The organism is Sedimentibacter sp. (genome assembly GCF_038562225.1).
Lineage (GTDB): Bacteria > Bacillota > Clostridia > Tissierellales > Sedimentibacteraceae > Sedimentibacter.
This window is the reverse complement of the sequence record NZ_JBCFAS010000002.1, coordinates 644,328-664,124: the sequence shown is the minus strand read 5'-3', so window position 1 is coordinate 664,124 and position 19,797 is coordinate 644,328. Positions and strand designations below refer to the sequence as shown.

The window sequence follows — 19,797 nt, the reverse complement described above, 5'->3', positions numbered from 1 at the left end:
AAAAAGCATCGAAAGATGCTTTTATGTTTCATAGACGATTTCTCCGCCTATTATGGTCAATTCTGCCTTGATATCTTTTATGTCATCCGGGTTAACGGTGAATATGTCTCTGTTCAGGACCGTCATGTCCGCCAGGTAACCTTCCCTGATGCGTCCCTTTATGTGTTCCTTGAATTCGTTGTATGCGCTTTTGATTGTGTATGCATCCACGCAGTCTTCAACGGTCATCTTTTCTTCCGGTACGAAGCCTCCTTCCGGTTTCATGTCCATACCCTTCCTGGTTACGGCACAGTAAATGTTTCTGAATGGATTGCAGTCTTCCACCGGCGAATCTGTACCGAAGCTTATAGGAACACCCAATCGACTCAGTGTGTTGAAGGCGTATGATGTCTGGGTCAACTCTCTGCCCACCCTGGATTCCACAACCTTCAAATCGGAATCAAGGAATATGGGCTGATACATTACCGGTATGTGCAGTCTCGCTATGCGCATTAGCTGTTCCTTGCCGGTTATCTGGCAGTGCACAATCCCATGACGCAAGTCGTTTTTGCCGTTTTTCATTGTTTTTTCGTATGCGTTGATTACGCTTTCTACGGCACCGTCTCCTATGGCGTGGGTTACAACCCTTATGTTGTTTTTTGCCGCCAGGTCGCAGAGGTTCTGAAGTTTTTCGTCGCTCAGCGCCTCAACACCCACGGTGCCCGGTGCATCCCTATATTCCTTTCTCATGAATGCAGTCCTTCCGCCCAGTGAACCATCCTTGAAAAGCTTCAGGGCTCCTTTTGAAAGGAATTTTTCATCGTATGTTCCCGTAATGAATTCAGTGCAAAGATATTTTTCAAAATCTCTGATATCCTGGAAATTAAACTGATGGCCGTATCTGAGTTTTGTTTTTTCATTTTTGTATATATCGCTGATCATGTCAAAGGTTTCCTGAAAATCAGAGCTCATTATGTCACAGGACTGTATGGAAGTTATTCCTACGCTTGTTGCATAGCCGGAAGCTTTGAGAAATTCAGCTTCGCGTTGTACTCTGGTTTTAGAAGGAATTGCATCCTTAATCAGGCGCATTGCATTTTCCTTGAAAACTCCGTTTGGTTTTTTGTCGGGTCCAAGCTCCACAACTCCTCCGTCAGCCTTGGAATTTTCATCTATTCCAAGAATCCTGAGGGCCTTTGTGTTGCCGGATATTATATGGCTGCAGACCCTTTCGAACACTATGGGGATTTCGTCAGATATTTTGTCAAGATCAAAACGAGTAAGGTTTCTTTTTTCTCCCGTTAAAAAGCAGTCCTGGTTCCAGCCTCTACCCTTCAAATATTTCAGTCCCGGATTTTGAGCCATAAATTTTCTGCCTGCTTCAATTACTTCCTCAACTGAGTGTGCAGAGGTGAGATCGCATGAAGTCATGGCATCGCCAATCATGGAAATGTGCATGTGGCTGTCATTAAGACCGGGAAGCACTGTCCTGCCCACTAGGTCAATGACCTTATCAGCATGGTTTTTTAATATTTCTTCGTTTGTGCCCACCTGGAGTATCATGTCATCTTCAATGAGAACTGCTTCCTGAAAATTACCCTTCTCAACGTAAATCTTACCGTTTTTAAAAATTGTTTTCAAAATATCATCTCCCGATTTTCAGATTTTTCCTGTGCATGTAAATTATTTAATTTAGTACAAGTATAACAGAAATGAAGAGTTGTTACAACACGCAGATGAAGTATGTACCATGTGAAAGGTATATGAGAATACACTTGAAATAACCTGAGAACAAAAATTAATTTTCATGCTTAAATCTGCTGGAACAGGGTATATGTATTTTATGATAAATAAATCAACATTAAGTTTTAGGAGGAATAAATGAAGATATATGATTTTGTAGTAAAAGATGCTGAAAATAAAGAGGCTTCCCTGGGGGACTACAAGGGAAAGGTTCTGCTGATAGTAAACGGCGCCACAGGCTGCGGGTTTACGCCTCAATACGATGGCCTTCAGGCGCTTTATGAAAAATATAAGGCTGACGGGTTTGAAGTTCTGGATTTTCCAAGCAACCAATTCCTGGGCCAGGCGCCGGGAACAAACGAGGAGATTGTAGGATTCTGTAAGCTGAGCTTCGGAGTTGAATTCAGACAGTTTTCCAAAATAGAAGTTAATGGTGACAACCAGGAACCCTTATATAAATACTTGAAAACAACTGCGCAGGAATACAGAAACAAGGACACAGAAGGATTCTACCAGAAGGTTGCACAGTACACTCCGGGCATTGAAGAAAACGACATAAGATGGAACTTCACAAAGTTTCTGATAGACAAGGAAGGCAATGTGGCTGCAAGATTTGCTCCAAACATCACTCCCGAAGAAATAGATAAGCATGTTCTTAAGCTTCTTCAAGGCGAAGAAATTGAAATAGTGTGCCATCCCGATTTCTCCCAGGGCTGCCTGTAATACAATGAAGAATTAAGAATTAAGAATTAAGAATGAAGGCTTTGCCGGTTGGCAAAGCCTCTTTTAATTCTTCACTCTTAATTCTTAATTCTCAATAAGGTCCTGGTATTCAGGATGCTTTTCAAACCATCCCACTGCATAGGAGCAGGTTGGTACGGCTTTTTTATTATTGTTCTTAAGTTTTGCTGCAAGTTCGGTAAGCAGCTTGTCGGCTACGCCCTGGCCTCTTAGGGAACCGTCAACAAATGTGTGGTTGATGTTCACCTTGTTGTCGGAAGTTTCCGGAAAAGTAACTTCTGCAATTGTTTTGCCTTCTTCGTTTTCCAAGAATATTCTGTTGCTTTCATGCTTGAACTCCATAAAATACCTCCTGTTTGTTTTAAGTTTACAATACATTAAAAGCATACTGCTGTCAACATTACATTATTTGATTCTGATGACTATATATTCTTAATTATATTGATTAACTAAAAATTGACAGGGTATATAAATAAAGGAATGTTACTGAACCCGCTTTTTTCTGAACAAGAATATTTTCCAGATTTATTATTTTGGTAACAAATGTTACGGAAAAGATGTGCGATTTACATTATCATGTAACTACAAAAGAAAATTAAATCATGTGGAGGAATTAAGAAATGGAAAACACTATGTTTTGTTATCAATGTCAAGAAACTGCAGGATGCACAGGATGTACCAAAGTCGGCGTGTGCGGAAAGCAGCCGGAAACAGCAAGAATTCAAGACCTACTTATATATACTACTAAAGGATTATCCGAAGTTACAACAAGATTAAGAAAAGAAGGCAAGGAAGTTCCTACAGATGTGGATTTCCTGGTTACATTGAATTTGTTTACAACAATCACAAACGCAAACTTCGATGACAGCGTATTTTACGACAGAATAAAAATGACATTAAGAGTAAAGAACGAACTGATGGGCAAATTGTCAGACAAAGAAAACTTAAGCGCTGCAGCTTTGTGGACTTCCGATGACGAAAAGGAATTCGACGAGAAGGCAAAGACAGTCGGAGTTCTTGCAACAGAAAATGAAGATGTAAGAAGTTTGAGAGAGCTCATCATATACGGACTCAAGGGTATGTCCGCTTATACAAAGCATGCAAATGCCCTAGGATACAACGATGCTGAAGTAAATGCGTTCATGCAGTCAGCTCTTGCAAAGACCCTGGACGACACTCTTACTGCAGATGAGCTTGTAGCACTTACACTGGAAACAGGAAAGTTCGGCGTAAGCGGAATGGCTCTTCTTGATAAAGCCAATACAAGCAATTATGGAAATCCTGAAATAACAAAGGTTAATATCGGTGTTGGAAAGAACCCTGGAATCCTTGTATCAGGTCATGATCTGAAGGATCTTGAAGCTTTGCTGATTCAGACGGGAGGCACAGGAATCGATGTGTACACTCACTCTGAAATGCTTCCTGCTCACTACTATCCGCACCTTAAGAAATACAGTCACCTGGTTGGAAATTACGGAAACGCATGGTGGAAACAAAAAGAAGAATTTGATTCATTCAACGGACCGATACTCATGACTACAAACTGCATCGTTCCGCCTAAGGACAGCTACAAAAACAGACTGTTCACAACCGGATCCGCAGGATATCCGGGATGCAAGCACATTGAAGGATTCTCCGGAGACAAGAAGGATTTCTCCGAAATCATAGAGCTTGCAAAGACTTGCCCTGCACCTACAGAAATTGAAACAGGTTCAATCATCGGAGGATTTGCTCATGAGCAGGTATTCGCCCTTGCAGACAAGGTTGTGGACGCGGTTAAATCAGGAGCGATCAAGAAATTCTTCGTTATGGCAGGCTGTGACGGAAGAGCAAAATCAAGAAACTACTACACAGAATTTGCACAGGCGCTTCCGAAGGATACTGTAATACTTACAGCAGGCTGCGCAAAATACAAGTACAACAAGCTTGAACTGGGAGACATCGGAGGAATTCCAAGAGTTCTTGATGCCGGACAGTGCAACGACTCTTACTCACTGGCACTCATCGCTTTGAAGCTGAAAGAAGTGTTCGGCCTTGACGATGTAAATGAGCTTCCGATAGCATACAACATTGCATGGTATGAGCAAAAGGCTGTAATTGTTCTTCTGTCTCTTCTGTACCTGGGAGTTAAGAACATACACCTTGGACCTACTCTTCCTGCATTCCTTTCACCAAACGTGGCAAAAGTATTGGTTGAGACTTTCGGTATTGCCGGAATTGGAACAGTTGAAGATGATATGAAAATCTTCCTGGGATAATAGACTAGAATTAAAAGTTAATAATTTAAAGCCAAATGGGCAATTTATAATAACGCCCATATAAAAAAGGAGAAAAATTCAATGAAAGAAATCACTAAAAACATGTATATAGGCGAAGTTCTGCAAATGGACAGAGGTATTGCCGAGATATTGCTGAACGCAGGAATGCACTGCCTGGGCTGCCCTTCTTCACAGATGGAATCAATTGAAGAAGCAGCCATGGTACACGGATTCAACACTGACGATTTGGTGGCTCAGCTGAATAATTACCTTAAATCTGCAGAATAATAATTTCAATGAGCATGATGATTCATGCTCATTGTTTTAGGAAACAAAATATATAAATATAAAATATATGGAGGAAACATGAGCAAATTTCTAGGGCCGATACATTTTTGGCTTTACAATAAAATAAATATTCAAAACAACATTGTTGAAGACATACTTAATTTTTCTGAAACGAAAGGGCTGAACCTAAGAGAAGAGCTGTACGGACAGTACGGGGATGGTGAACTGAAATCTCTTGAAGAAGCAATAGATGTTGCAAACATTCACGGATGGCTGCAAGACCAGATTAACCGAGTAGAAAACAAGCTTGCAGCTGCTGTAACCGAAATACTTAAGGCTGATTCTGGTTCAATGGAACAGCTGAAGAAAATATTCTATGAAAACGGAGTAAAATCATCAACGTTAAATGCGGATTCAACAGTTGAAGAAGCATTTAAATTGATCAGCGACACGCTGCTTGATGGTATGCCATGTGACCACGCCATTGGAGTAATATCACAGAATGAGAACGAAGCTGTTTGGAAAAGATACGAGTGTGTTCACGGTAGGTTCTGGGATGTGGCAGGAGGAGATATCAGCGTTTACTACTTGCTGAGGGATGAATTTATTAAGGGATTGCTTGAAAAGGCAAATTTAAGTTATGAAAAAGTTGATGAAACAACAGGTAAAATTTCCAGGAGGTAAATATGAACAGTGTTGAACTAATGGTTAAAGAGCATGAATATATTTTGCGCATGCTCAAGGTTGTACGCAAGGCCTGCTTGAAAATTATGAACGGCAGCGAAATAAATTATGACGATTTTAAAAGCATGATTGAATTTGTTAGCAAATACGCAGATGCTCACCATCACGGGAAGGAAGAAAAGTTCCTTTTTAAAGAAATGCAGGCGAATCTGGGAAAGCTGGGAGAAAACCTCATAACTCACGGAATGCTTGTGGAGCATGATTACGGAAGACTCTACATGAAGGAACTGGAAGATGCTCTTTACAGAGTAAAAAGCGGGGATGAGGAAAGCAAACTCGATGTAATAAGCAATGCAGTAGGGTACACTGCGCTTCTCGCAAGGCATATAAACAAGGAAAATGATGCGGTTTACAAGTTCGGGGAAACCAACCTGCCCAAGGAATTGATGGATGAAATAAACAAAAAATCCGAAGAATTTGAAATAGAAGCAGAAAAGCAGGGCATACAGAAGCATTACATCGATATTTTGGAAAATTTGGAGAAGAAATACTTATAAAATAATTTCTTGTTAATTGAAGATAATAAGAAAAAATTATAAGGAGGCCATATGAATTACAGAAATACAGAAAGCAGCATGGTTTTTAATGAAAATCAGTTTACGAAAAGAATAGTTTTCGAGGATGATGAGGTATTAAGCTTTGTACTAAATTTCAAGCCTGGTCAGACGCTTCCTGTTCACCAGCATGAAAACTCAGCCGTGACCATCTTTGTCATTCAGGGAAAAGGCGAAGCTCAGGTAGGAGAAGAAATGCAGAAATTACAGAAAGGTTCTGCACTTTTGGCCAAGGGAAAGGAACCCTTCGGCATACCGAAGGTTGAAGAGGATTTGTCGCTGTTTGTGACCATAACACCAAAGCCCAACAACACAAAATACTCCCAGGAAATAGGATAACCAAGATAATTTGCAAAAAACGTCGTATGACGTTTTTTACATTTTTATCGAATTCCAGTTATAAATTTGTTAAATTGTACAAAAAACATTGCCATATGAAGACGAATAGTTTATAATATATTATTAATTCTTGTGAATGCTGTGAGGCTGTGCTTCACAGTTAAATTTTGAAAAAGAAAGGTAGTGGTGTTAGGGTTGGAAAAAAAGCTGGCATTGTATGGCTTTAATAATCTTACCAAATCTCTTAGCTTTAACATCTACGATGTGTGTTACGCAAAAAGTGAAAGAGAACAAAAGGAATATATAGAATATATTGATGAACAATATAATTCTGAAAGGCTTACGAAAATATTGTGCAACGTAACGGATGTTATAGGAGCACACATTCTTAATATTTCCAAGCAGGATTACGATCCACAGGGAGCTTCGGTAAATATTTTGATTGCTGAAGGGGCACTGGCTCCGGGAGAAATTGATGAATCATGCAACCAGGGAAGACTCATATGCAAAAATAAACTGGAACATGAAACAATCCATGCTCATCTGGACAAAAGCCATGTTACCGTTCACTCTTATCCGGAACACCATCCGGAAAACGCCATATCGACATTCCGTGTTGACATAGATGTTTCCACATGCGGGCAGATTTCACCTCTAAATGCTTTGGATTATCTCATAGACAGTTTTGATTCGGATATTATTACAATCGACTACCGCGTAAGAGGGTTCACCAGAGATGTGAACGGCAAAAAATTCTTTATCGATCACGACATAAAATCCATTCAGGACTATATTGACAAGGAAACTTTGAAGAAATACGACGCAATTGACATAAATGTATTTCAGGCGAACACATTCCATACAAAGATGCTCATAAAGGATATAGATCTTCAGAACTATCTGTTCAACAAGGATGTTTATGAGCTCCCTCCGAAGAAAAGGCTGGAAATTTCAGACAGCCTAAGAAAAGAAATGATTGAGATTTTCAGCGGCATGAATATTTTTCAGGAGGACAAGTAAATGGAACTGTGGTTTACAGAGGAACACACAAAGGATGTACGGTTCAGCATAAGGGTGGATGAGCAGCTTGAAAGCGTGCAGAGCGACTTTCAGAAAATAGATGTCTTGACCACTCCGGAGTTTGGCAGGGTGCTGGTAATCGACGGATATATAATGCTTACGGAAAAGGACGAGTTCATATATCACGAGATGATTACACATGTGCCTATGTCTGTAAATCCAAACATCAAGAAAATTCTGGTCATTGGAGCAGGAGACGGAGGAACCGTAAGGGAACTCACCCGCTATAAATCTGTGGAACACATTGACATGGTCGAAATAGACAAGGCCGTTGTTGACGTGTGCAGGGAGCATATCCCTCAGACTGCATGCAGGTTGGACGATGAAAGGGTGCACCTGTACTTCGAGGACGGGCTGAAGTTTGTTAAGACCAAGGAAAATGAGTACGATTTGATAATAGTAGATTCAACGGACCCGGTTGGGCCCGGAATGGAACTTTTCACTGTGGATTTCTATGAAAACTGCTTCAAGGCTCTGAAGGAAGACGGAATTCTGGTTAACCAGCATGAAAGTCCCTACTACTCCAGAGAAGCTGCAGCAATGCAAAGGGCACACGAGAAAATAAAGAAGGTATTTCCGGTTGCATGTGTCTACCAGGCTCACATACCTACATATGGTTCAGGTCATTGGCTTTTCGGATTTGCATCCAAGAAGTACGACCCCATAGGGCACATGGATGAGACTGCATGGAACAGTCTGGGATTAAACACCAGGTACTACAACAGCAGCCTGCACAAGGGCGCTTTTGCATTGCCGAACTACGTGTTGGAGATGCTGAATAAAAATTAATTTTAAGAACAAGGCAAAAGTCTTGTTCTTTTTATGTTGTTTTATGAAGATTGAAATTTGAATGATTGTTAAACGGAAAATTGTATTTTGCAAAGTTAAATTTTTAATTTTTATAAAACAATTGCTTTAAAACAACATTTTTATTATAATATATAATAATTTACATATTAACTACAGGGGATTGTTATGAAGATAAAAAATGTTGCTTTAATTGGAATGGGAGCCGTAGGTACAGTCTACGGGAACATATTGCACAACTATTTCGGCAGTGATTTTGCCGTAATATCAGACAAATCAAGGAAAGAAAAACTCAAAAACCAAGGCTTCAGACTAAACGGCAGGACATTTTACACAAACGTCTTAACTGAAGGAGATCAGGAAATCAAGTTTGACCTGATTATTTTCTGCGTAAAAAACTACCAGCTTGAATCAGCCATAGAGGATGTGAGAAGCTTCGTTGGGGAGAAAACAATACTCATAACGTTCTTAAACGGCGTTACCGCAAGAGACAGGATTCATGAAGCATATCCTGACAACAAGGTTCTTTACGGCTTATCCATGAAGATTGATGCGGAAAGGACTGAAGATGGAGTCATAAACACTGTTGACGGAGAAATACATTTCGGGGACGCAGACAACAATGTTCTTTCTCCTGAAGTCATGGCAGTGCAGGAATGCTTCAATGAAGCAGGAATCAAAAACATAGTGTTTCCCGACATGATACGCATGACGTGGAAGAAGTTCATGCTCAACGTGGGAGTGAATCAGGTGACGGCAGTAACAAAGGCACCTTACGGCAAAGTTACAAGCATACCCACAAACCTTGCTATGTTCAGAGAGGCAATGGAGGAGGTTCTTGCCATAGCCACAGCCTCAGGCATAGACCTCAGAGAAGAGGACATAGAGGATTTTGTGAAGCTAATGAGCAATTTTTCACCTACAGGAAGGACATCCATGCTCCAGGATATAGAAGCAGGGAGAAAGACGGAAGTGGATTATTTTGCCGGTACGGTGGTTGAAACTGGAAGGAAGCTGAACATACCCACACCTGTCAACCATGTTCTTTACTGCATCATAAAATCGCTGGAAGAATTGTATTGACCGGATGATATATTGTTGACAAACTCCTTCGGCAAATGTACAATATAATGCGTGCAAATAAAGCTGAAGTTGAAGGTATATTATGAAAAGAAAAGAAAAGCAAGTTAATGAAAAGAACCTTACATTGGTCGGCCACCTGGAAGAACTCAGAAAAAGGCTGATATATTCCAGTATTGTGCTAATTGTTGCAGTGCTTGGATGCTACAATTTCTCGGAAGATGTAGTCAAGCGCATTGTGGCAATAGCACCGGAAATTGAGTTCGTATTTATAGCTCCTGCGGAACTTCTCATGTCCTATGTTAAGGTAGCCGTAATAGGCGGACTTGTCATAGCCGCACCTTTTTTGATACTTCAGGTATGGCTCTTTGTGAGTCCGGGACTCAAGAAAAACGAGAAAAGAACAATTACGGTTTCCCTGTTTGTGGGAGGAATCTTCTTCATACTGGGAGTGGTGTTCGCATACCTGGTTGTGCTGCCAATCATGCTTCAGTTCTTCATGGGATTTAAGATAGACGAAATTAAGGAAATGATAAGTTTTGAAAACTATCTGTCTTTCGTCATCAGGACTCTGTTATCTTTCGGAATAATATTTGAGCTTCCCATAATAATGGTGATACTGACAAAGTTCAGAGTAGTGAAGGTGAGCTTCCTCAAGAAGAATCGAAAGTATGCCATACTGCTGATATTTATAGTAGCAGCGATACTGACACCTCCGGATGTTATCACTCAGACGCTTCTGGCTGCGCCAATGCTTCTGCTGTTCGAAATAGGAATAATGCTTTCTTCGCTGGTTGAGAAAACCAACAGGAAGAGCAAAGAGGAAGATAACAATTGACATTGAAAAACATCGGCTATATAATGTAATTGAATAAGACTAACATAAACAGGACAGAAATGTCCTGTTTTTTAGATAAGGAGATAACATGAACAAAAAAGTTATGGTTGCAATGAGCGGCGGGGTAGACAGCTCTGTTGCGGCGGTTCTTTTGAGAGACCAGGGGTATGATATCTGCGGGGCAACTTTGAAGCTGTTTTCAAACGAAGATGTGGAAACAAATCCAAGGACAAGGACCTGCTGCTCCCTGGAAGATGTTGAAGATGCCAGGATGGTGTGCTACAAGCTGGGAATAGAACACTTTGTTTTCAACTTCGGAGATTCTTTCAAGGAAGATGTCATGAAGAAATTTGCCGACAGCTACTGCATGGGCAACACGCCAAATCCATGCATTGACTGCAACAGGTATATCAAGTTTTCAAAGCTCATACAAAGGGCTCTTCTCATGGAAAAGGACTACATCGCAACCGGGCACTACGCTCAGATAGAATATGACAAGGGAAGCGGCAGATACCTGTTGAAGAAGGCTGTAGACCCGTTGAAGGACCAAAGCTACGTTCTTTATGTACTGACTCAGCATGACCTGTCAAGGACGTTATTGCCACTGGGCGGTATGTACAAGACAGATGTGAGAAAGATTGCCGAGGAAAGGGATCTGGTTAACGCGAGAAAGCCTGACAGCCAGGACATTTGTTTTGTAAGGGACGGAGATTACGCGGGATTCCTTGAAAGCAAAATGGGAGTTGTATCCAGGAAGGGCAGCTTCGTTGATACTAAGGGCAATGTAGTAGGGCAGCACAAGGGAATCATCCACTACACTGTGGGCCAGAGGAAGGGACTGGGAATCGCCCTCGGAAGGCCTGCCTATGTAATAAGCAAGAACAAGGATTCCAACACTGTTATTCTAGGCGATAATGAAGATTTGTACTCGGAAAGGATGACGGTATCCGACTTAAACATGATAGCGATGGAAAAGCTCACCCAACCCATGAAGGCCCTCGTTAAGACCAGGTACAGCCAGAAGGAGACGGAAGCTGTCCTGCATCCTGTTGACGAAAATAAAATTCTCGTGGAGTTTGCCGGTAGGCAAAGAGCCATCACACCTGGACAGGCGGCAGTATTTTACGATGGGGATGTTGTAATAGGCGGAGGAACAATAATGCAATAAAAAACAGCATTCGTGCTGTTTTTTCGTTTTCATGCAGAAAAAGATTTCAAACTGATTCCTAAAACCGTTAAATGTGTTATAATGGAATAAAATATCAGTATGGAAATTACATTTATATCGAGGAGTATCATGGAAGACAAAGATTTTGAAGATAACTTCAAGGTTATAAAGGCCTTGTCGGACATAAACAGAATGAAGATAATCAGGACGCTCATCGGCGGTGAATTGTGCGCATGCAAAATATTGAAGGAGTTTGACATAACTCAGCCCACGTTGTCTCACCATATGAAAGTTCTGTCTGAGTGCGGGCTGGTTGTTTCGAGAAAAGAGGGCAAGTGGATGCATTACATGCTTAATGCACATAAAATTGAACAATTTCAGGATTTCATCACTGAATTAACAACAATCAAGTAAAAAAGAAGAGGAAGCGGTAAGGACGCCCTCTTCTTTTTGATGCTATTCAACTTTCTGGAGAATTTTTTCTATATCCTTAGGTTTAAGGACTTTTCCATAAGATATTACCTTTTCGTCTATAACCAGGGCAGGTGTCTGCATTACACCGTAAGATACTATGTCCTTCATGTTCTCAACCTTGATTATTTCAGCTTCCATACCTGCAGCCTTTAACGCAGCTTCCGTGTTTTCCTTTAGAGCAGCACAATTTTTACAGCCTGAACCTAAAATTTTAATTATCATTTTATATCTCCCTTATTATATTATATAAATAAATAACCGAAGGCATTGAACGAATACCCGATTATTATGATACCTGCAGTGACCAATCCGAAAAACGTCCATAAAAGCTTAGGTTTTACAACCTGCTTAAGCATGATCATCGATGGCAGGGATAATGCTGTAACCCCCATCATGAAGGAAAGTGCCGTTCCAAGGCCTACTCCCTTGGCAACCAGGGCTTCTGCTATAGGCAATGTACCGAATATGTCAGCATACATGGGAACACCGATAAATGTTGCTATAAGGACTGAGTACCATTTGTCCTGACCCAGTATGGCGCTGATTACAGATTCCGGAATCCAGTTGTGTATGGCGGCACCAATGCCCACCCCGATGAGAATGTATATCCACACTCTTTTTATAATCTCCAAAACCTGTTCCCGGCTGTACTCCAATCTGTCCTTGAAGGAAAGATCCTCCTGCTCAATGTCAGCAGATTTGTTTCCGAAAACAAAAGGCTCTACGTATTCTTCCATTTTCAATTTGCTTATTACAGTTCCTCCCGCAACTGCCAGCACGAGACCTACAACAACGTATGTGATGGCAATTCTCCAGTTGAAGATGCTGGCCAGCAGCAGCACGGATGCCAGGTCCACCAGAGGTGACGAAATCAGAAAAGAAAATGTGACACCCAGCGGCAGGCCGGCGCTTGTAAACCCTATAAAAAGCGGGATTGAAGAACAGGAACAAAACGGTGTAACAGTGCCAAGCAAGGCTCCAAGGATATTTCCTGATATGCCGCTGAACCTTCCTAATATTTTCTTTGTTCTTTCCGGAGGAAAATAACTTTGAATATATGAAATCATAAATATTAAGACTGAAAGCAGGATGAAAATCTTTATGACATCATATATGAAAAAATGGATGCTTCCTCCTAATCGCTCCTGAATACTGAGCTTGAATACATTTTCTACCAATAGCTTTATTAAGCTGGATAGCCACTCCATTTTGAGCAGCTGATTATTAAGCCATCTAAATATTAACAATTTCGATCTCCTTTTACTTAAAAACATTTTACAAACCCAAGTTTTATACTACTCAATACACATAGATAATTGTCTATGTGTATTATATTCTTTTTACAGACGAAATGTCAATATGGTTTTTAATATTTGATAAGCGAATTCAGCATTTCCACTTTCCTGCTGAATCTGAATAAAGTGTATGCAGAAATATTTTACAAAACATTTACAATTTATATATCGACATATGAGCATATACTGATATAATATAAAATATAGATTATATAACAAACGGAGGATATATGATAAACAATAAACCAAAGGTGGCATTCATCTGTGTTCACAATTCATGCAGAAGCCAGATGGCAGAGGCTCTCGGGAAACACTTTGCAGGAGATGTGTTTGAAAGCTACTCGGCAGGAACAGAAACAAAGCCGCAGATTAACCAAGATGCTGTGAGACTCATAAAAAAGATTTACGATATCGATATGGAACAGACTCAATATTCTAAACTGATAACAGAGCTTCCGGAAATCGATATAACAATAAAAATGGGCTGCAATGTGGTATGCCCCTTTGTAGACAGCAAGTACGAGGAAGACTGGGGACTGGTAGATCCAACAGGAAAGAGCGATGAGGAATTTGAAAAAGTCATAGCTGAAATAGAAAAGAAGGTTAAGGAACTGGCCAGCAAGATATCAAACAAACTGTATTGATAACAGTCCGAAAATAAGAGGACATTCATATTTCAGGCAGTGTTGTCGCACTAAAAGGAGAAGGTAAATGATAGAAATATTAAAAGCTTTGGCAGATGAAACAAGGTTAAGAATTTTATCGCAGATTTTAAAAGGCGAAATGTGCGTCTGTGAGATTGAACAGTGTTTGGAGCTGACCCAGTCCAACGCGTCAAGACATCTTACGATTTTAAAAAAAGCAGGCATCCTAGATAGTTACAAAAATGCGCAGTGGACATACTACAAAATAAGCGAAGAATTTTTAAGCGAAAATAAGGAGCTGTACTATTATCTCACTGACAAAATCAGCGTTCTACCCTGTTATGAAGCTGACTGTGAAATGTTCAATAAATTCAGGCTGCAGGATTCGTGCTGCAGCAAAAAATAAAATGGAGGAAATTTATGGGTGATAAAAAAGATTTGGGAATAGGATTTTTTCAAAAATATTTATCTGTCTGGGTGGCTCTTTGCATGGGAGCTGGGGTTCTTATGGGAAGGTTCTTACCGGGAATTCCTGCGTTTTTAAGCCGATTTGAATATGCAGAAATATCAATTCCCATAGCAGTGTTAATATGGGTGATGATTTATCCCATGATGATGAAAGTTGATTTTCAAAGTGTGAAAAACATTCGAAACAACCCTAAGGGTTTATATGTAACATGGGTTACGAACTGGCTGATTAAACCATTCACCATGTATGCAATTGCTTCGTTTTTCTTTTTTGCAGTTTTTAAACAGTTTATGGAGCCGGAGCTTGCCAGAAAATACCTGGCAGGAGCAATACTCCTTGGTGCTGCGCCGTGTACTGCAATGGTATTTGTCTGGAGCACGCTGACCAAGGGGAGCCCCGCATACACGGTAGTGCAGGTGGCAACCAATGACTTGATAATTCTTGCTGCATTTGTTCCAATAGTTAAGTTTCTTCTGGGTGTAAGCAATGTTAGCGTACCTCTGGACACTTTGATCTTGTCGGTTGTTCTGTTTGTTGTAATTCCGCTGGCAGGAGGAATTCTTACCAGGGTTAACATGATCAAGAAACGTGGAATTGAATATTTCGAAAGCGAATTTTTACCTAAATTTGACAATGCTACAACGGTTGGACTGCTGCTGATGCTGGTACTGATATTTGCATTTCAGAGCGAAGTCATACTGAAAAATCCGCTTCATATTGTTTTAATAGCTGTACCTCTGACAATTCAGACGTTTTTAATATTCTTCATTGCATACCTTGCAGCAAAGACAGTTAAGCTTCCTCACGACATTGCAGCCCCAGCAGGAATGATAGGAGCATCAAACTTTTTTGAGCTTGCTGTTGCGGTGGCCATAGCTTTGTTTGGTCCCACATCTCCTGCCGCTCTTGCCACAACTGTGGGAGTGTTGACTGAAGTTCCGACAATGCTGTTCCTGGTGAGCATTGCAAACAAAACAAAACACTGGTTTCCTCAAAACAGTATAGACAAAAAGTAACGACTAGTCATAAATGAAATATAAAATCTGTGGCAAGGGTTACCTTGTCAAAAGTAAAAGGAGATATCATATGGATAATGACAGTGAAAAAAGAAGAGTTTTCGGCCGCATAACCGTGAAGAAGAAAAGCTCATGCTGCACCAGGGGTGAAGATGTTTCTGCAAATGAAGCAAAAAAAGACGGAACAAATGGTTCGGGATGCTGCTCAGGTTCTTTAGGATGCTGTTCCGGCAGCAGGGAAACAAACGTTGAAAGAAAACGGATTACAATTGACTTTCTTTACCTGGACTTAAGCGTATGCACCAGGTGCCAGGGAGCAGAAAGCAATCTTGATGATGCATTGAAGAATGTTTCCAATGTTCTGGAGGCAACAGGCACGGACGTTGTCATAAACAAGGTGAACGTAAATACTGAAGCGCTGGCAGTTAAGTACAAGTTCCTCACGTCACCTACAATCCGTGTCAACGGACGAGACATTCAGATGGAATACAAAGAAAGCCTGTGCGAATCCTGCGGTGACCTTTGTGGCGATGAAGTGGACTGCAGAGTCTGGATTTATCAGGGAAATGAATACACAGAGCCTCCAAAAGCCATGATCATAGAAGGCATTCTCAAGGAAGTGTACGGAGGGGGCAGTGGAGACATTGAAGAAAAAGAATATGTGCTTCCCGAAAACCTCGCTCATTTTTACAGGGTAATGAAAGATAAGAAGTAACATACAATCGTAAAGTACCGCATTACAAATAGCATCGTGAGATGCTATTTGTTGTGCAAAAAATAATGATATGAAAGCAGTACAGAAAATTTCATGAGTTGAAAATCAATACATGGGTATCATTCCAGTAGGATTATTATAAATTTATTGGAGGCAATATGAAAATCAGAAATGTAAAAAAGGTTGTTACTGGAAAAAAGGCTGTTGACGGTGCCGGTGTAAGGCTGGTGAGGGTAATAGGATACAATGATGTGGAAGATTTCGATCCATTTTTGATGCTGGATGCATTTGACTCTGACAACCCGGATGATTATATAAAGGGGTTCCCGTGGCATCCTCACAGAGGTATAGAGACGGTAACATACTTAATAAACGGTAACATAGAACATGGTGACAGCCTTGGCAACAAAGGAAGCATAGTGGACGGATGCTGCCAGTGGATGACGGCAGGAAGCGGAATCATGCATCAGGAAATGCCAAAGCCTTCAGACAGAATGCTTGGAACGCAGCTTTGGCTCAACATGCCAAAGGAGCACAAGATGGCAGAACCTAAATATTGTGACATCACAAATGAAATGGTTCCGACAGTCACAGAAGGCAGCAACACCATAAGAGTGGTTTCAGGTGATTACAAAGGTAATTCAAGTTCCGTATACGGCGATTACGTCAAAATGCTTTATCTGGATGTTCATATGAAAGGAAATTCAGAGTGGAAGCTTAACCTGAACAATGATGAAACGCTGTTTGTATACATTGTTGAAGGAGAAGGGTATTTCGGCGGGTCAGACGATTTGTATGAAAGCAAACGTGCATTGCTGTTCGGAGAAGGGGAAGAATTTGCTGCCAGGACAGGTGAAAATGAAGTGAGATTTTTCCTGTATGCTTCGAAACCTCTAAAGGAATCTGTTGCATGGGGCGGACCAATTGTAATGAATACCAGGGAACAATTGAATCTTGCTTTCAGGGAACTGGAAGAAGGAACATTCATCAAGCACAATTGAAAAAAAGATGGCCTAAGCCATCTTCAAACAAAAAATTTTATTCCGGAGAGAACATGTCTTTGCCTACTCCGCAAAGAGGGCAAACCCAATCTTCCGGCAATGCTTCAAATGAAGTGCCGGGAGCTATTCCGTTGTCCGGATCTCCTTCAGCGGGATCATACACGTAACCGCATGCGTCACAAACGTATTTTTGCATAGCAACCTCCTAGATAGAATTTAATGCTTATTACTATTTTAATATAATATGGTCAAATGTCAACCAAAAAAGGAAGTTTCTTCATAGGTAGACCAATTTACCGCTGATTAAAACAAATCTGGACACAGATTAAAATTGTATATATAATGGTATAAAATAATGAGTCGAGGTAAACATGGCAATAAATAAGGTTGTGAGGGCTGCTTTGAAAGCTTTGTCCTACAATGATATCGACGTAAAGAAAAACTATATGTTGAAGCGAAACTTTGTGAAGCTTACACACAGGCACTACCTGAAACCTTTTTTCAAGACATGGGACTGCCAGCTGGATTCAGGAAACCACAGCATACCTGTGAGAATATTCTCGCCGGATGAGGAGGGTGATTACCCGATTCTTCTGTTTTTCCACGGAGGAGGATGGGTGACAGGAAACATTGACAGCTACAGCAAGGTATGTGCCAATATGGCAAGGCTCACGTGCCACAACGTGGTTTCTGTGGACTACAGGCTTGCTCCGGAGCATCCGTTTCCCGCAGGGCTTGAAGATTGCTACCAGGCGGCCAAATCATTCATCACAAAGGATGAAATAAATTCCAAAGAAGTGACATTGATAGGGGACAGCGCAGGCGGAAATCTTGCTGCCGCATTGTCTCTTCTTGCCAGGGAAAGAAAGGAATTTACCATAAAGAAGCAGGTGCTCATTTATCCTGCAACGTACAATGATCACAACGAAACTTCGCCGTTTTTATCCGTCCATGAGAACGGTACTGATTATCTTCTGACATCCAAAAGAATCTGCGATTACATGGAGCTTTATAAATCCAGCCCTGAGGATTACTTGAATCCATATTTTGCTCCGCTGCTGGCTAAGGACCTGTCCGACCAGCCGGATACGCTCATAATAACCGCAGAATTCGACCCGCTCAGGGACGAGGGAGAGGAATACGGAAAAAAGCTCAGGGAGGCCGGCAACAAGGTTCAGATTTACCGTGTCAAAGATGGTCTGCACGGTTTTTTCGCTCTTCCGCCCAGCTTTCCTCAGGTGAAATTGTGCTATGATATCATTAACCGCTTCTTAAGCGAGGTGAGATAGTTGAAGAACAAAAAAGTATCGGAGTGGAGCAAGCTTGACAATGCTGCCAAGATATTTCCGCCCAACAGCAAGAAAAGCGATACCAAGGTTTTCAGGTTTGCTTGCGAGCTGCATGATCAGGTAGACAAAAATGCCCTTCAAAAGGCGCTGGATATAACCGTTGAAGCATTTCCGCTTTACAAGTCCATAATAAAAAGCGGCTTGTTCTGGTATTATTTTGAAAAAAGCCACCTGGTTCCTGTGGTTACGGAAGAAAATCTTCCTCCATGCTCAAGCCTTTACGACAAGAACAACAAGACGCTGCTTTTCAGGGTTATGTACTTTAAAAAACGTATAAGCTTTGAGGTTTACCATGCCTTGTCCGACGGAGCGGGAGCTTTCCAGTTTTTTAAGACGCTGGTTTTTCACTACATAACCATACGGTATGAGAAAAATTTCAGAGACTCTGTTCCTGTGCTGAACACAGATTCATCAAGGACACAGAAGATGGATGACAGCTTTCAGAGATATTATTCCGGGGCAAGTGCCGCCAACGGCAAAAAGAGCCACAAGGCATACAGAATAAGGGGCTTGAAGCTTCCGGAATACAGGATAAGGATAATCGAAGGAATTATTCCCGTGGATGGGATTCTGGCAAAGGTTAAGGAATACAACACTTCCCTGACCATATTTTTGGCAGCTGTGCTCATGTGTGCCATAAACGAGGAAATTCCGGCTAGACAGAAGAAAAGGCCAGTTGTTCTTAGTATTCCGGTTAACTTAAGAAACTACTACTATTCACAGACTGCCAGAAACTTCTTCGGGGTAATCAACGTGGACTACGATTTTTCAACAGGAAGCAGCCAGCTGAAAGAGGTTATCGAGCATCTGAAAGAAAGCTTCAAGGAAAACCTGACTCCTGAGCATCTGGCAAGAAGAATAAACACATTGTCTTCCCTGGAGCACAATTACCTTTTGAGAGTCATTCCTCTTTTCATAAAGGACATATCCCTGAAGATAGCCAACAGCCTGGTGGATAGAAGCTACACTTCCACCCTGTCCAACGTGGGAAAGGTGTCTGTTCCTGATGATATAAAACCGTTCATATCGTCTTTTGACATTTTTGTGAGCACAAATAAGCTTCAGGCCTGCGCATGTTCATACGAAAATGAGCTCAGGATAAGTTTTACGTCAGCTTTTGTGAGCACAGAAATACAAAGGCGTTTTTTCAAGACGCTTACGGAAATGGGAATACCCGTTGACATAGTGTCAAACAAAGTCGATGAAGAATAGGGG

The 19,797-nt window shown here is 41.1% G+C and carries 24 protein-coding genes; 19 read left to right on the top strand and 5 right to left on the bottom strand.

What is annotated here, in order from left to right; translation table 11 throughout:
- Positions 1 to 21: 21 nt before the first annotated feature.
- Positions 22 to 1,620, bottom strand: a complete 1,599-nt coding sequence (locus AAGU76_RS09535; RefSeq protein WP_342485245.1) for an amidohydrolase — start codon at positions 1,618 to 1,620, stop codon at positions 22 to 24.
- A 240-nt stretch (positions 1,621 to 1,860) separates the two neighbouring features.
- Between AAGU76_RS09535 and AAGU76_RS09530 the strand changes: the two genes are divergently transcribed.
- A complete protein-coding gene (locus AAGU76_RS09530) occupies positions 1,861 to 2,445 on the top strand; it encodes a glutathione peroxidase (protein ID WP_342485244.1) in 585 nt (194 codons plus the stop codon).
- Positions 2,446 to 2,529: 84 nt separating this feature from the next.
- On the opposite strand, the gene AAGU76_RS09525 is transcribed toward AAGU76_RS09530, so the two are convergent.
- Positions 2,530 to 2,805: a GNAT family N-acetyltransferase gene (locus AAGU76_RS09525; RefSeq protein ID WP_342485243.1), complete on the bottom strand. Its 276-nt coding sequence runs from the start codon at positions 2,803 to 2,805 to the stop codon at positions 2,530 to 2,532.
- Positions 2,806 to 3,083: 278 nt separating this feature from the next.
- Between AAGU76_RS09525 and hcp the strand changes: the two genes are divergently transcribed.
- The 11 genes from hcp to AAGU76_RS09470 all read left to right on the top strand — a co-directional run bounded on the left by hcp (position 3,084) and on the right by AAGU76_RS09470 (position 12,033).
- The gene (gene hcp / locus AAGU76_RS09520; RefSeq protein WP_342485242.1) at positions 3,084 to 4,721 is read left to right on the top strand and encodes a hydroxylamine reductase; all 1,638 of its coding nucleotides are present in this window, start codon (positions 3,084 to 3,086) and stop codon (positions 4,719 to 4,721) included.
- Between the two features lie 81 nt (positions 4,722 to 4,802).
- A complete protein-coding gene (locus tag AAGU76_RS09515) occupies positions 4,803 to 5,009 on the top strand; it encodes a DUF1858 domain-containing protein (protein WP_342485241.1) in 207 nt (68 codons plus the stop codon).
- A gap of 78 nt (positions 5,010 to 5,087) precedes the next feature.
- Positions 5,088 to 5,693 carry a hypothetical protein gene (locus tag AAGU76_RS09510; protein WP_342485240.1) on the top strand — a complete coding sequence of 202 codons (606 nt, stop codon included), beginning with the start codon at positions 5,088 to 5,090 and terminating at the stop codon, positions 5,691 to 5,693.
- Positions 5,694 to 5,695: 2 nt separating this feature from the next.
- Positions 5,696 to 6,250 carry a hemerythrin domain-containing protein gene (locus AAGU76_RS09505; RefSeq protein WP_342485239.1) on the top strand — a complete coding sequence of 185 codons (555 nt, stop codon included), beginning with the start codon at positions 5,696 to 5,698 and terminating at the stop codon, positions 6,248 to 6,250.
- Positions 6,251 to 6,301: 51 nt separating this feature from the next.
- Positions 6,302 to 6,646 carry a cupin domain-containing protein gene (locus tag AAGU76_RS09500; protein ID WP_342485238.1) on the top strand — a complete coding sequence of 115 codons (345 nt, stop codon included), beginning with the start codon at positions 6,302 to 6,304 and terminating at the stop codon, positions 6,644 to 6,646.
- A 183-nt stretch (positions 6,647 to 6,829) separates the two neighbouring features.
- On the top strand, positions 6,830 to 7,666 hold the full coding sequence (speD, locus tag AAGU76_RS09495; RefSeq protein WP_342485237.1) for an adenosylmethionine decarboxylase: 837 nt from the start codon (positions 6,830 to 6,832) through the stop codon (positions 7,664 to 7,666).
- Positions 7,667 to 8,515, top strand: a complete 849-nt coding sequence (gene speE / locus AAGU76_RS09490) for a polyamine aminopropyltransferase (RefSeq protein ID WP_342485236.1) — start codon at positions 7,667 to 7,669, stop codon at positions 8,513 to 8,515. It begins immediately after the preceding gene.
- 186 nt (positions 8,516 to 8,701) lie between these two features.
- Entirely contained in the window at positions 8,702 to 9,616 is a 915-nt protein-coding gene (locus AAGU76_RS09485) for a ketopantoate reductase family protein (protein ID WP_342485235.1), read from the top strand.
- Between the two features lie 82 nt (positions 9,617 to 9,698).
- The gene (gene tatC, locus AAGU76_RS09480; RefSeq protein WP_342485234.1) at positions 9,699 to 10,451 is read left to right on the top strand and encodes a twin-arginine translocase subunit TatC; all 753 of its coding nucleotides are present in this window, start codon (positions 9,699 to 9,701) and stop codon (positions 10,449 to 10,451) included.
- An 88-nt stretch (positions 10,452 to 10,539) separates the two neighbouring features.
- On the top strand, positions 10,540 to 11,619 hold the full coding sequence (gene mnmA, locus AAGU76_RS09475; protein WP_342485233.1) for a tRNA 2-thiouridine(34) synthase MnmA: 1,080 nt from the start codon (positions 10,540 to 10,542) through the stop codon (positions 11,617 to 11,619).
- A gap of 129 nt (positions 11,620 to 11,748) precedes the next feature.
- Entirely contained in the window at positions 11,749 to 12,033 is a 285-nt protein-coding gene (locus AAGU76_RS09470) for a metalloregulator ArsR/SmtB family transcription factor (protein ID WP_342485232.1), read from the top strand.
- A gap of 42 nt (positions 12,034 to 12,075) precedes the next feature.
- On the opposite strand, the gene AAGU76_RS09465 is transcribed toward AAGU76_RS09470, so the two are convergent.
- Together AAGU76_RS09465 and AAGU76_RS09460 are read right to left on the bottom strand one after the other, a co-directional pair.
- The gene (locus AAGU76_RS09465; RefSeq protein WP_342485231.1) at positions 12,076 to 12,315 is read right to left on the bottom strand and encodes a thioredoxin family protein; all 240 of its coding nucleotides are present in this window, start codon (positions 12,313 to 12,315) and stop codon (positions 12,076 to 12,078) included.
- A 20-nt stretch (positions 12,316 to 12,335) separates the two neighbouring features.
- A complete protein-coding gene (locus AAGU76_RS09460; RefSeq protein WP_342485230.1) occupies positions 12,336 to 13,340 on the bottom strand; it encodes a permease in 1,005 nt (334 codons plus the stop codon).
- Between the two features lie 278 nt (positions 13,341 to 13,618).
- Here AAGU76_RS09460 and AAGU76_RS09455 point away from each other — a divergent pair, with 278 nt between their 5' ends.
- The 5 genes from AAGU76_RS09455 (at position 13,619) to AAGU76_RS09435 (ending at position 17,233) form a co-directional block, all read left to right on the top strand.
- The gene (locus AAGU76_RS09455) at positions 13,619 to 14,032 is read left to right on the top strand and encodes an arsenate reductase ArsC (RefSeq protein ID WP_342485229.1); all 414 of its coding nucleotides are present in this window, start codon (positions 13,619 to 13,621) and stop codon (positions 14,030 to 14,032) included.
- Positions 14,033 to 14,099: 67 nt separating this feature from the next.
- Positions 14,100 to 14,438, top strand: coding sequence for a metalloregulator ArsR/SmtB family transcription factor (locus tag AAGU76_RS09450; RefSeq protein ID WP_342485228.1), 339 nt, complete (start codon positions 14,100 to 14,102; stop codon positions 14,436 to 14,438).
- A 14-nt stretch (positions 14,439 to 14,452) separates the two neighbouring features.
- Positions 14,453 to 15,517, top strand: a complete 1,065-nt coding sequence (arsB, locus tag AAGU76_RS09445) for an ACR3 family arsenite efflux transporter (protein ID WP_342485227.1) — start codon at positions 14,453 to 14,455, stop codon at positions 15,515 to 15,517.
- Between the two features lie 70 nt (positions 15,518 to 15,587).
- The gene (locus AAGU76_RS09440) at positions 15,588 to 16,232 is read left to right on the top strand and encodes a DUF2703 domain-containing protein (protein ID WP_342485226.1); all 645 of its coding nucleotides are present in this window, start codon (positions 15,588 to 15,590) and stop codon (positions 16,230 to 16,232) included.
- Between the two features lie 158 nt (positions 16,233 to 16,390).
- Entirely contained in the window at positions 16,391 to 17,233 is an 843-nt protein-coding gene (locus AAGU76_RS09435; protein ID WP_342485225.1) for a pirin family protein, read from the top strand.
- Positions 17,234 to 17,270: 37 nt separating this feature from the next.
- On the opposite strand, the gene rd is transcribed toward AAGU76_RS09435, so the two are convergent.
- Positions 17,271 to 17,429, bottom strand: coding sequence for a rubredoxin (gene rd, locus AAGU76_RS09430; protein ID WP_342485224.1), 159 nt, complete (start codon positions 17,427 to 17,429; stop codon positions 17,271 to 17,273).
- Between the two features lie 175 nt (positions 17,430 to 17,604).
- On the opposite strand from rd, the gene AAGU76_RS09425 reads away from it, so the two are divergent.
- Both AAGU76_RS09425 and AAGU76_RS09420 read left to right on the top strand, forming a co-directional pair.
- Positions 17,605 to 18,522: an alpha/beta hydrolase gene (locus AAGU76_RS09425; RefSeq protein WP_342485223.1), complete on the top strand. Its 918-nt coding sequence runs from the start codon at positions 17,605 to 17,607 to the stop codon at positions 18,520 to 18,522.
- Positions 18,523 to 19,794, top strand: a complete 1,272-nt coding sequence (locus tag AAGU76_RS09420; RefSeq protein WP_342485222.1) for a hypothetical protein — start codon at positions 18,523 to 18,525, stop codon at positions 19,792 to 19,794. It begins immediately after the preceding gene.
- Positions 19,795 to 19,797 lie beyond the last annotated feature (3 nt).

What these genes read in the sequence shown, in the direction of transcription:
- AAGU76_RS09425 (WP_342485223.1), top strand. Translation starts at nt 17,605, where the DNA reads ATGGCAATAAATAAGGTTGTGAGGGCTGCTTTGAAAGCTTTGTCCTAC.
- hcp (WP_342485242.1), top strand. Translation starts at nt 3,084, where the DNA reads ATGGAAAACACTATGTTTTGTTATCAATGTCAAGAAACTGCAGGATGC.
- AAGU76_RS09500 (WP_342485238.1), top strand. Translation starts at nt 6,302, where the DNA reads ATGAATTACAGAAATACAGAAAGCAGCATGGTTTTTAATGAAAATCAG.
- AAGU76_RS09510 (WP_342485240.1), top strand. Translation starts at nt 5,088, where the DNA reads ATGAGCAAATTTCTAGGGCCGATACATTTTTGGCTTTACAATAAAATA.
- AAGU76_RS09440 (WP_342485226.1), top strand. Translation starts at nt 15,588, where the DNA reads ATGGATAATGACAGTGAAAAAAGAAGAGTTTTCGGCCGCATAACCGTG.
- AAGU76_RS09470 (WP_342485232.1), top strand. Translation starts at nt 11,749, where the DNA reads ATGGAAGACAAAGATTTTGAAGATAACTTCAAGGTTATAAAGGCCTTG.
- AAGU76_RS09530 (WP_342485244.1), top strand. Translation starts at nt 1,861, where the DNA reads ATGAAGATATATGATTTTGTAGTAAAAGATGCTGAAAATAAAGAGGCT.
- AAGU76_RS09450 (WP_342485228.1), top strand. Translation starts at nt 14,100, where the DNA reads ATGATAGAAATATTAAAAGCTTTGGCAGATGAAACAAGGTTAAGAATT.
- AAGU76_RS09525 (WP_342485243.1), bottom strand. Translation starts at nt 2,805, where the DNA reads ATGGAGTTCAAGCATGAAAGCAACAGAATATTCTTGGAAAACGAAGAA.
- AAGU76_RS09455 (WP_342485229.1), top strand. Translation starts at nt 13,619, where the DNA reads ATGATAAACAATAAACCAAAGGTGGCATTCATCTGTGTTCACAATTCA.
- AAGU76_RS09515 (WP_342485241.1), top strand. Translation starts at nt 4,803, where the DNA reads ATGAAAGAAATCACTAAAAACATGTATATAGGCGAAGTTCTGCAAATG.
- AAGU76_RS09465 (WP_342485231.1), bottom strand. Translation starts at nt 12,315, where the DNA reads ATGATAATTAAAATTTTAGGTTCAGGCTGTAAAAATTGTGCTGCTCTA.
- rd (WP_342485224.1), bottom strand. Translation starts at nt 17,429, where the DNA reads ATGCAAAAATACGTTTGTGACGCATGCGGTTACGTGTATGATCCCGCT.
- AAGU76_RS09435 (WP_342485225.1), top strand. Translation starts at nt 16,391, where the DNA reads ATGAAAATCAGAAATGTAAAAAAGGTTGTTACTGGAAAAAAGGCTGTT.
- mnmA (WP_342485233.1), top strand. Translation starts at nt 10,540, where the DNA reads ATGAACAAAAAAGTTATGGTTGCAATGAGCGGCGGGGTAGACAGCTCT.
- tatC (WP_342485234.1), top strand. Translation starts at nt 9,699, where the DNA reads ATGAAAAGAAAAGAAAAGCAAGTTAATGAAAAGAACCTTACATTGGTC.
- AAGU76_RS09505 (WP_342485239.1), top strand. Translation starts at nt 5,696, where the DNA reads ATGAACAGTGTTGAACTAATGGTTAAAGAGCATGAATATATTTTGCGC.
- speE (WP_342485236.1), top strand. Translation starts at nt 7,667, where the DNA reads ATGGAACTGTGGTTTACAGAGGAACACACAAAGGATGTACGGTTCAGC.
- arsB (WP_342485227.1), top strand. Translation starts at nt 14,453, where the DNA reads ATGGGTGATAAAAAAGATTTGGGAATAGGATTTTTTCAAAAATATTTA.
- AAGU76_RS09485 (WP_342485235.1), top strand. Translation starts at nt 8,702, where the DNA reads ATGAAGATAAAAAATGTTGCTTTAATTGGAATGGGAGCCGTAGGTACA.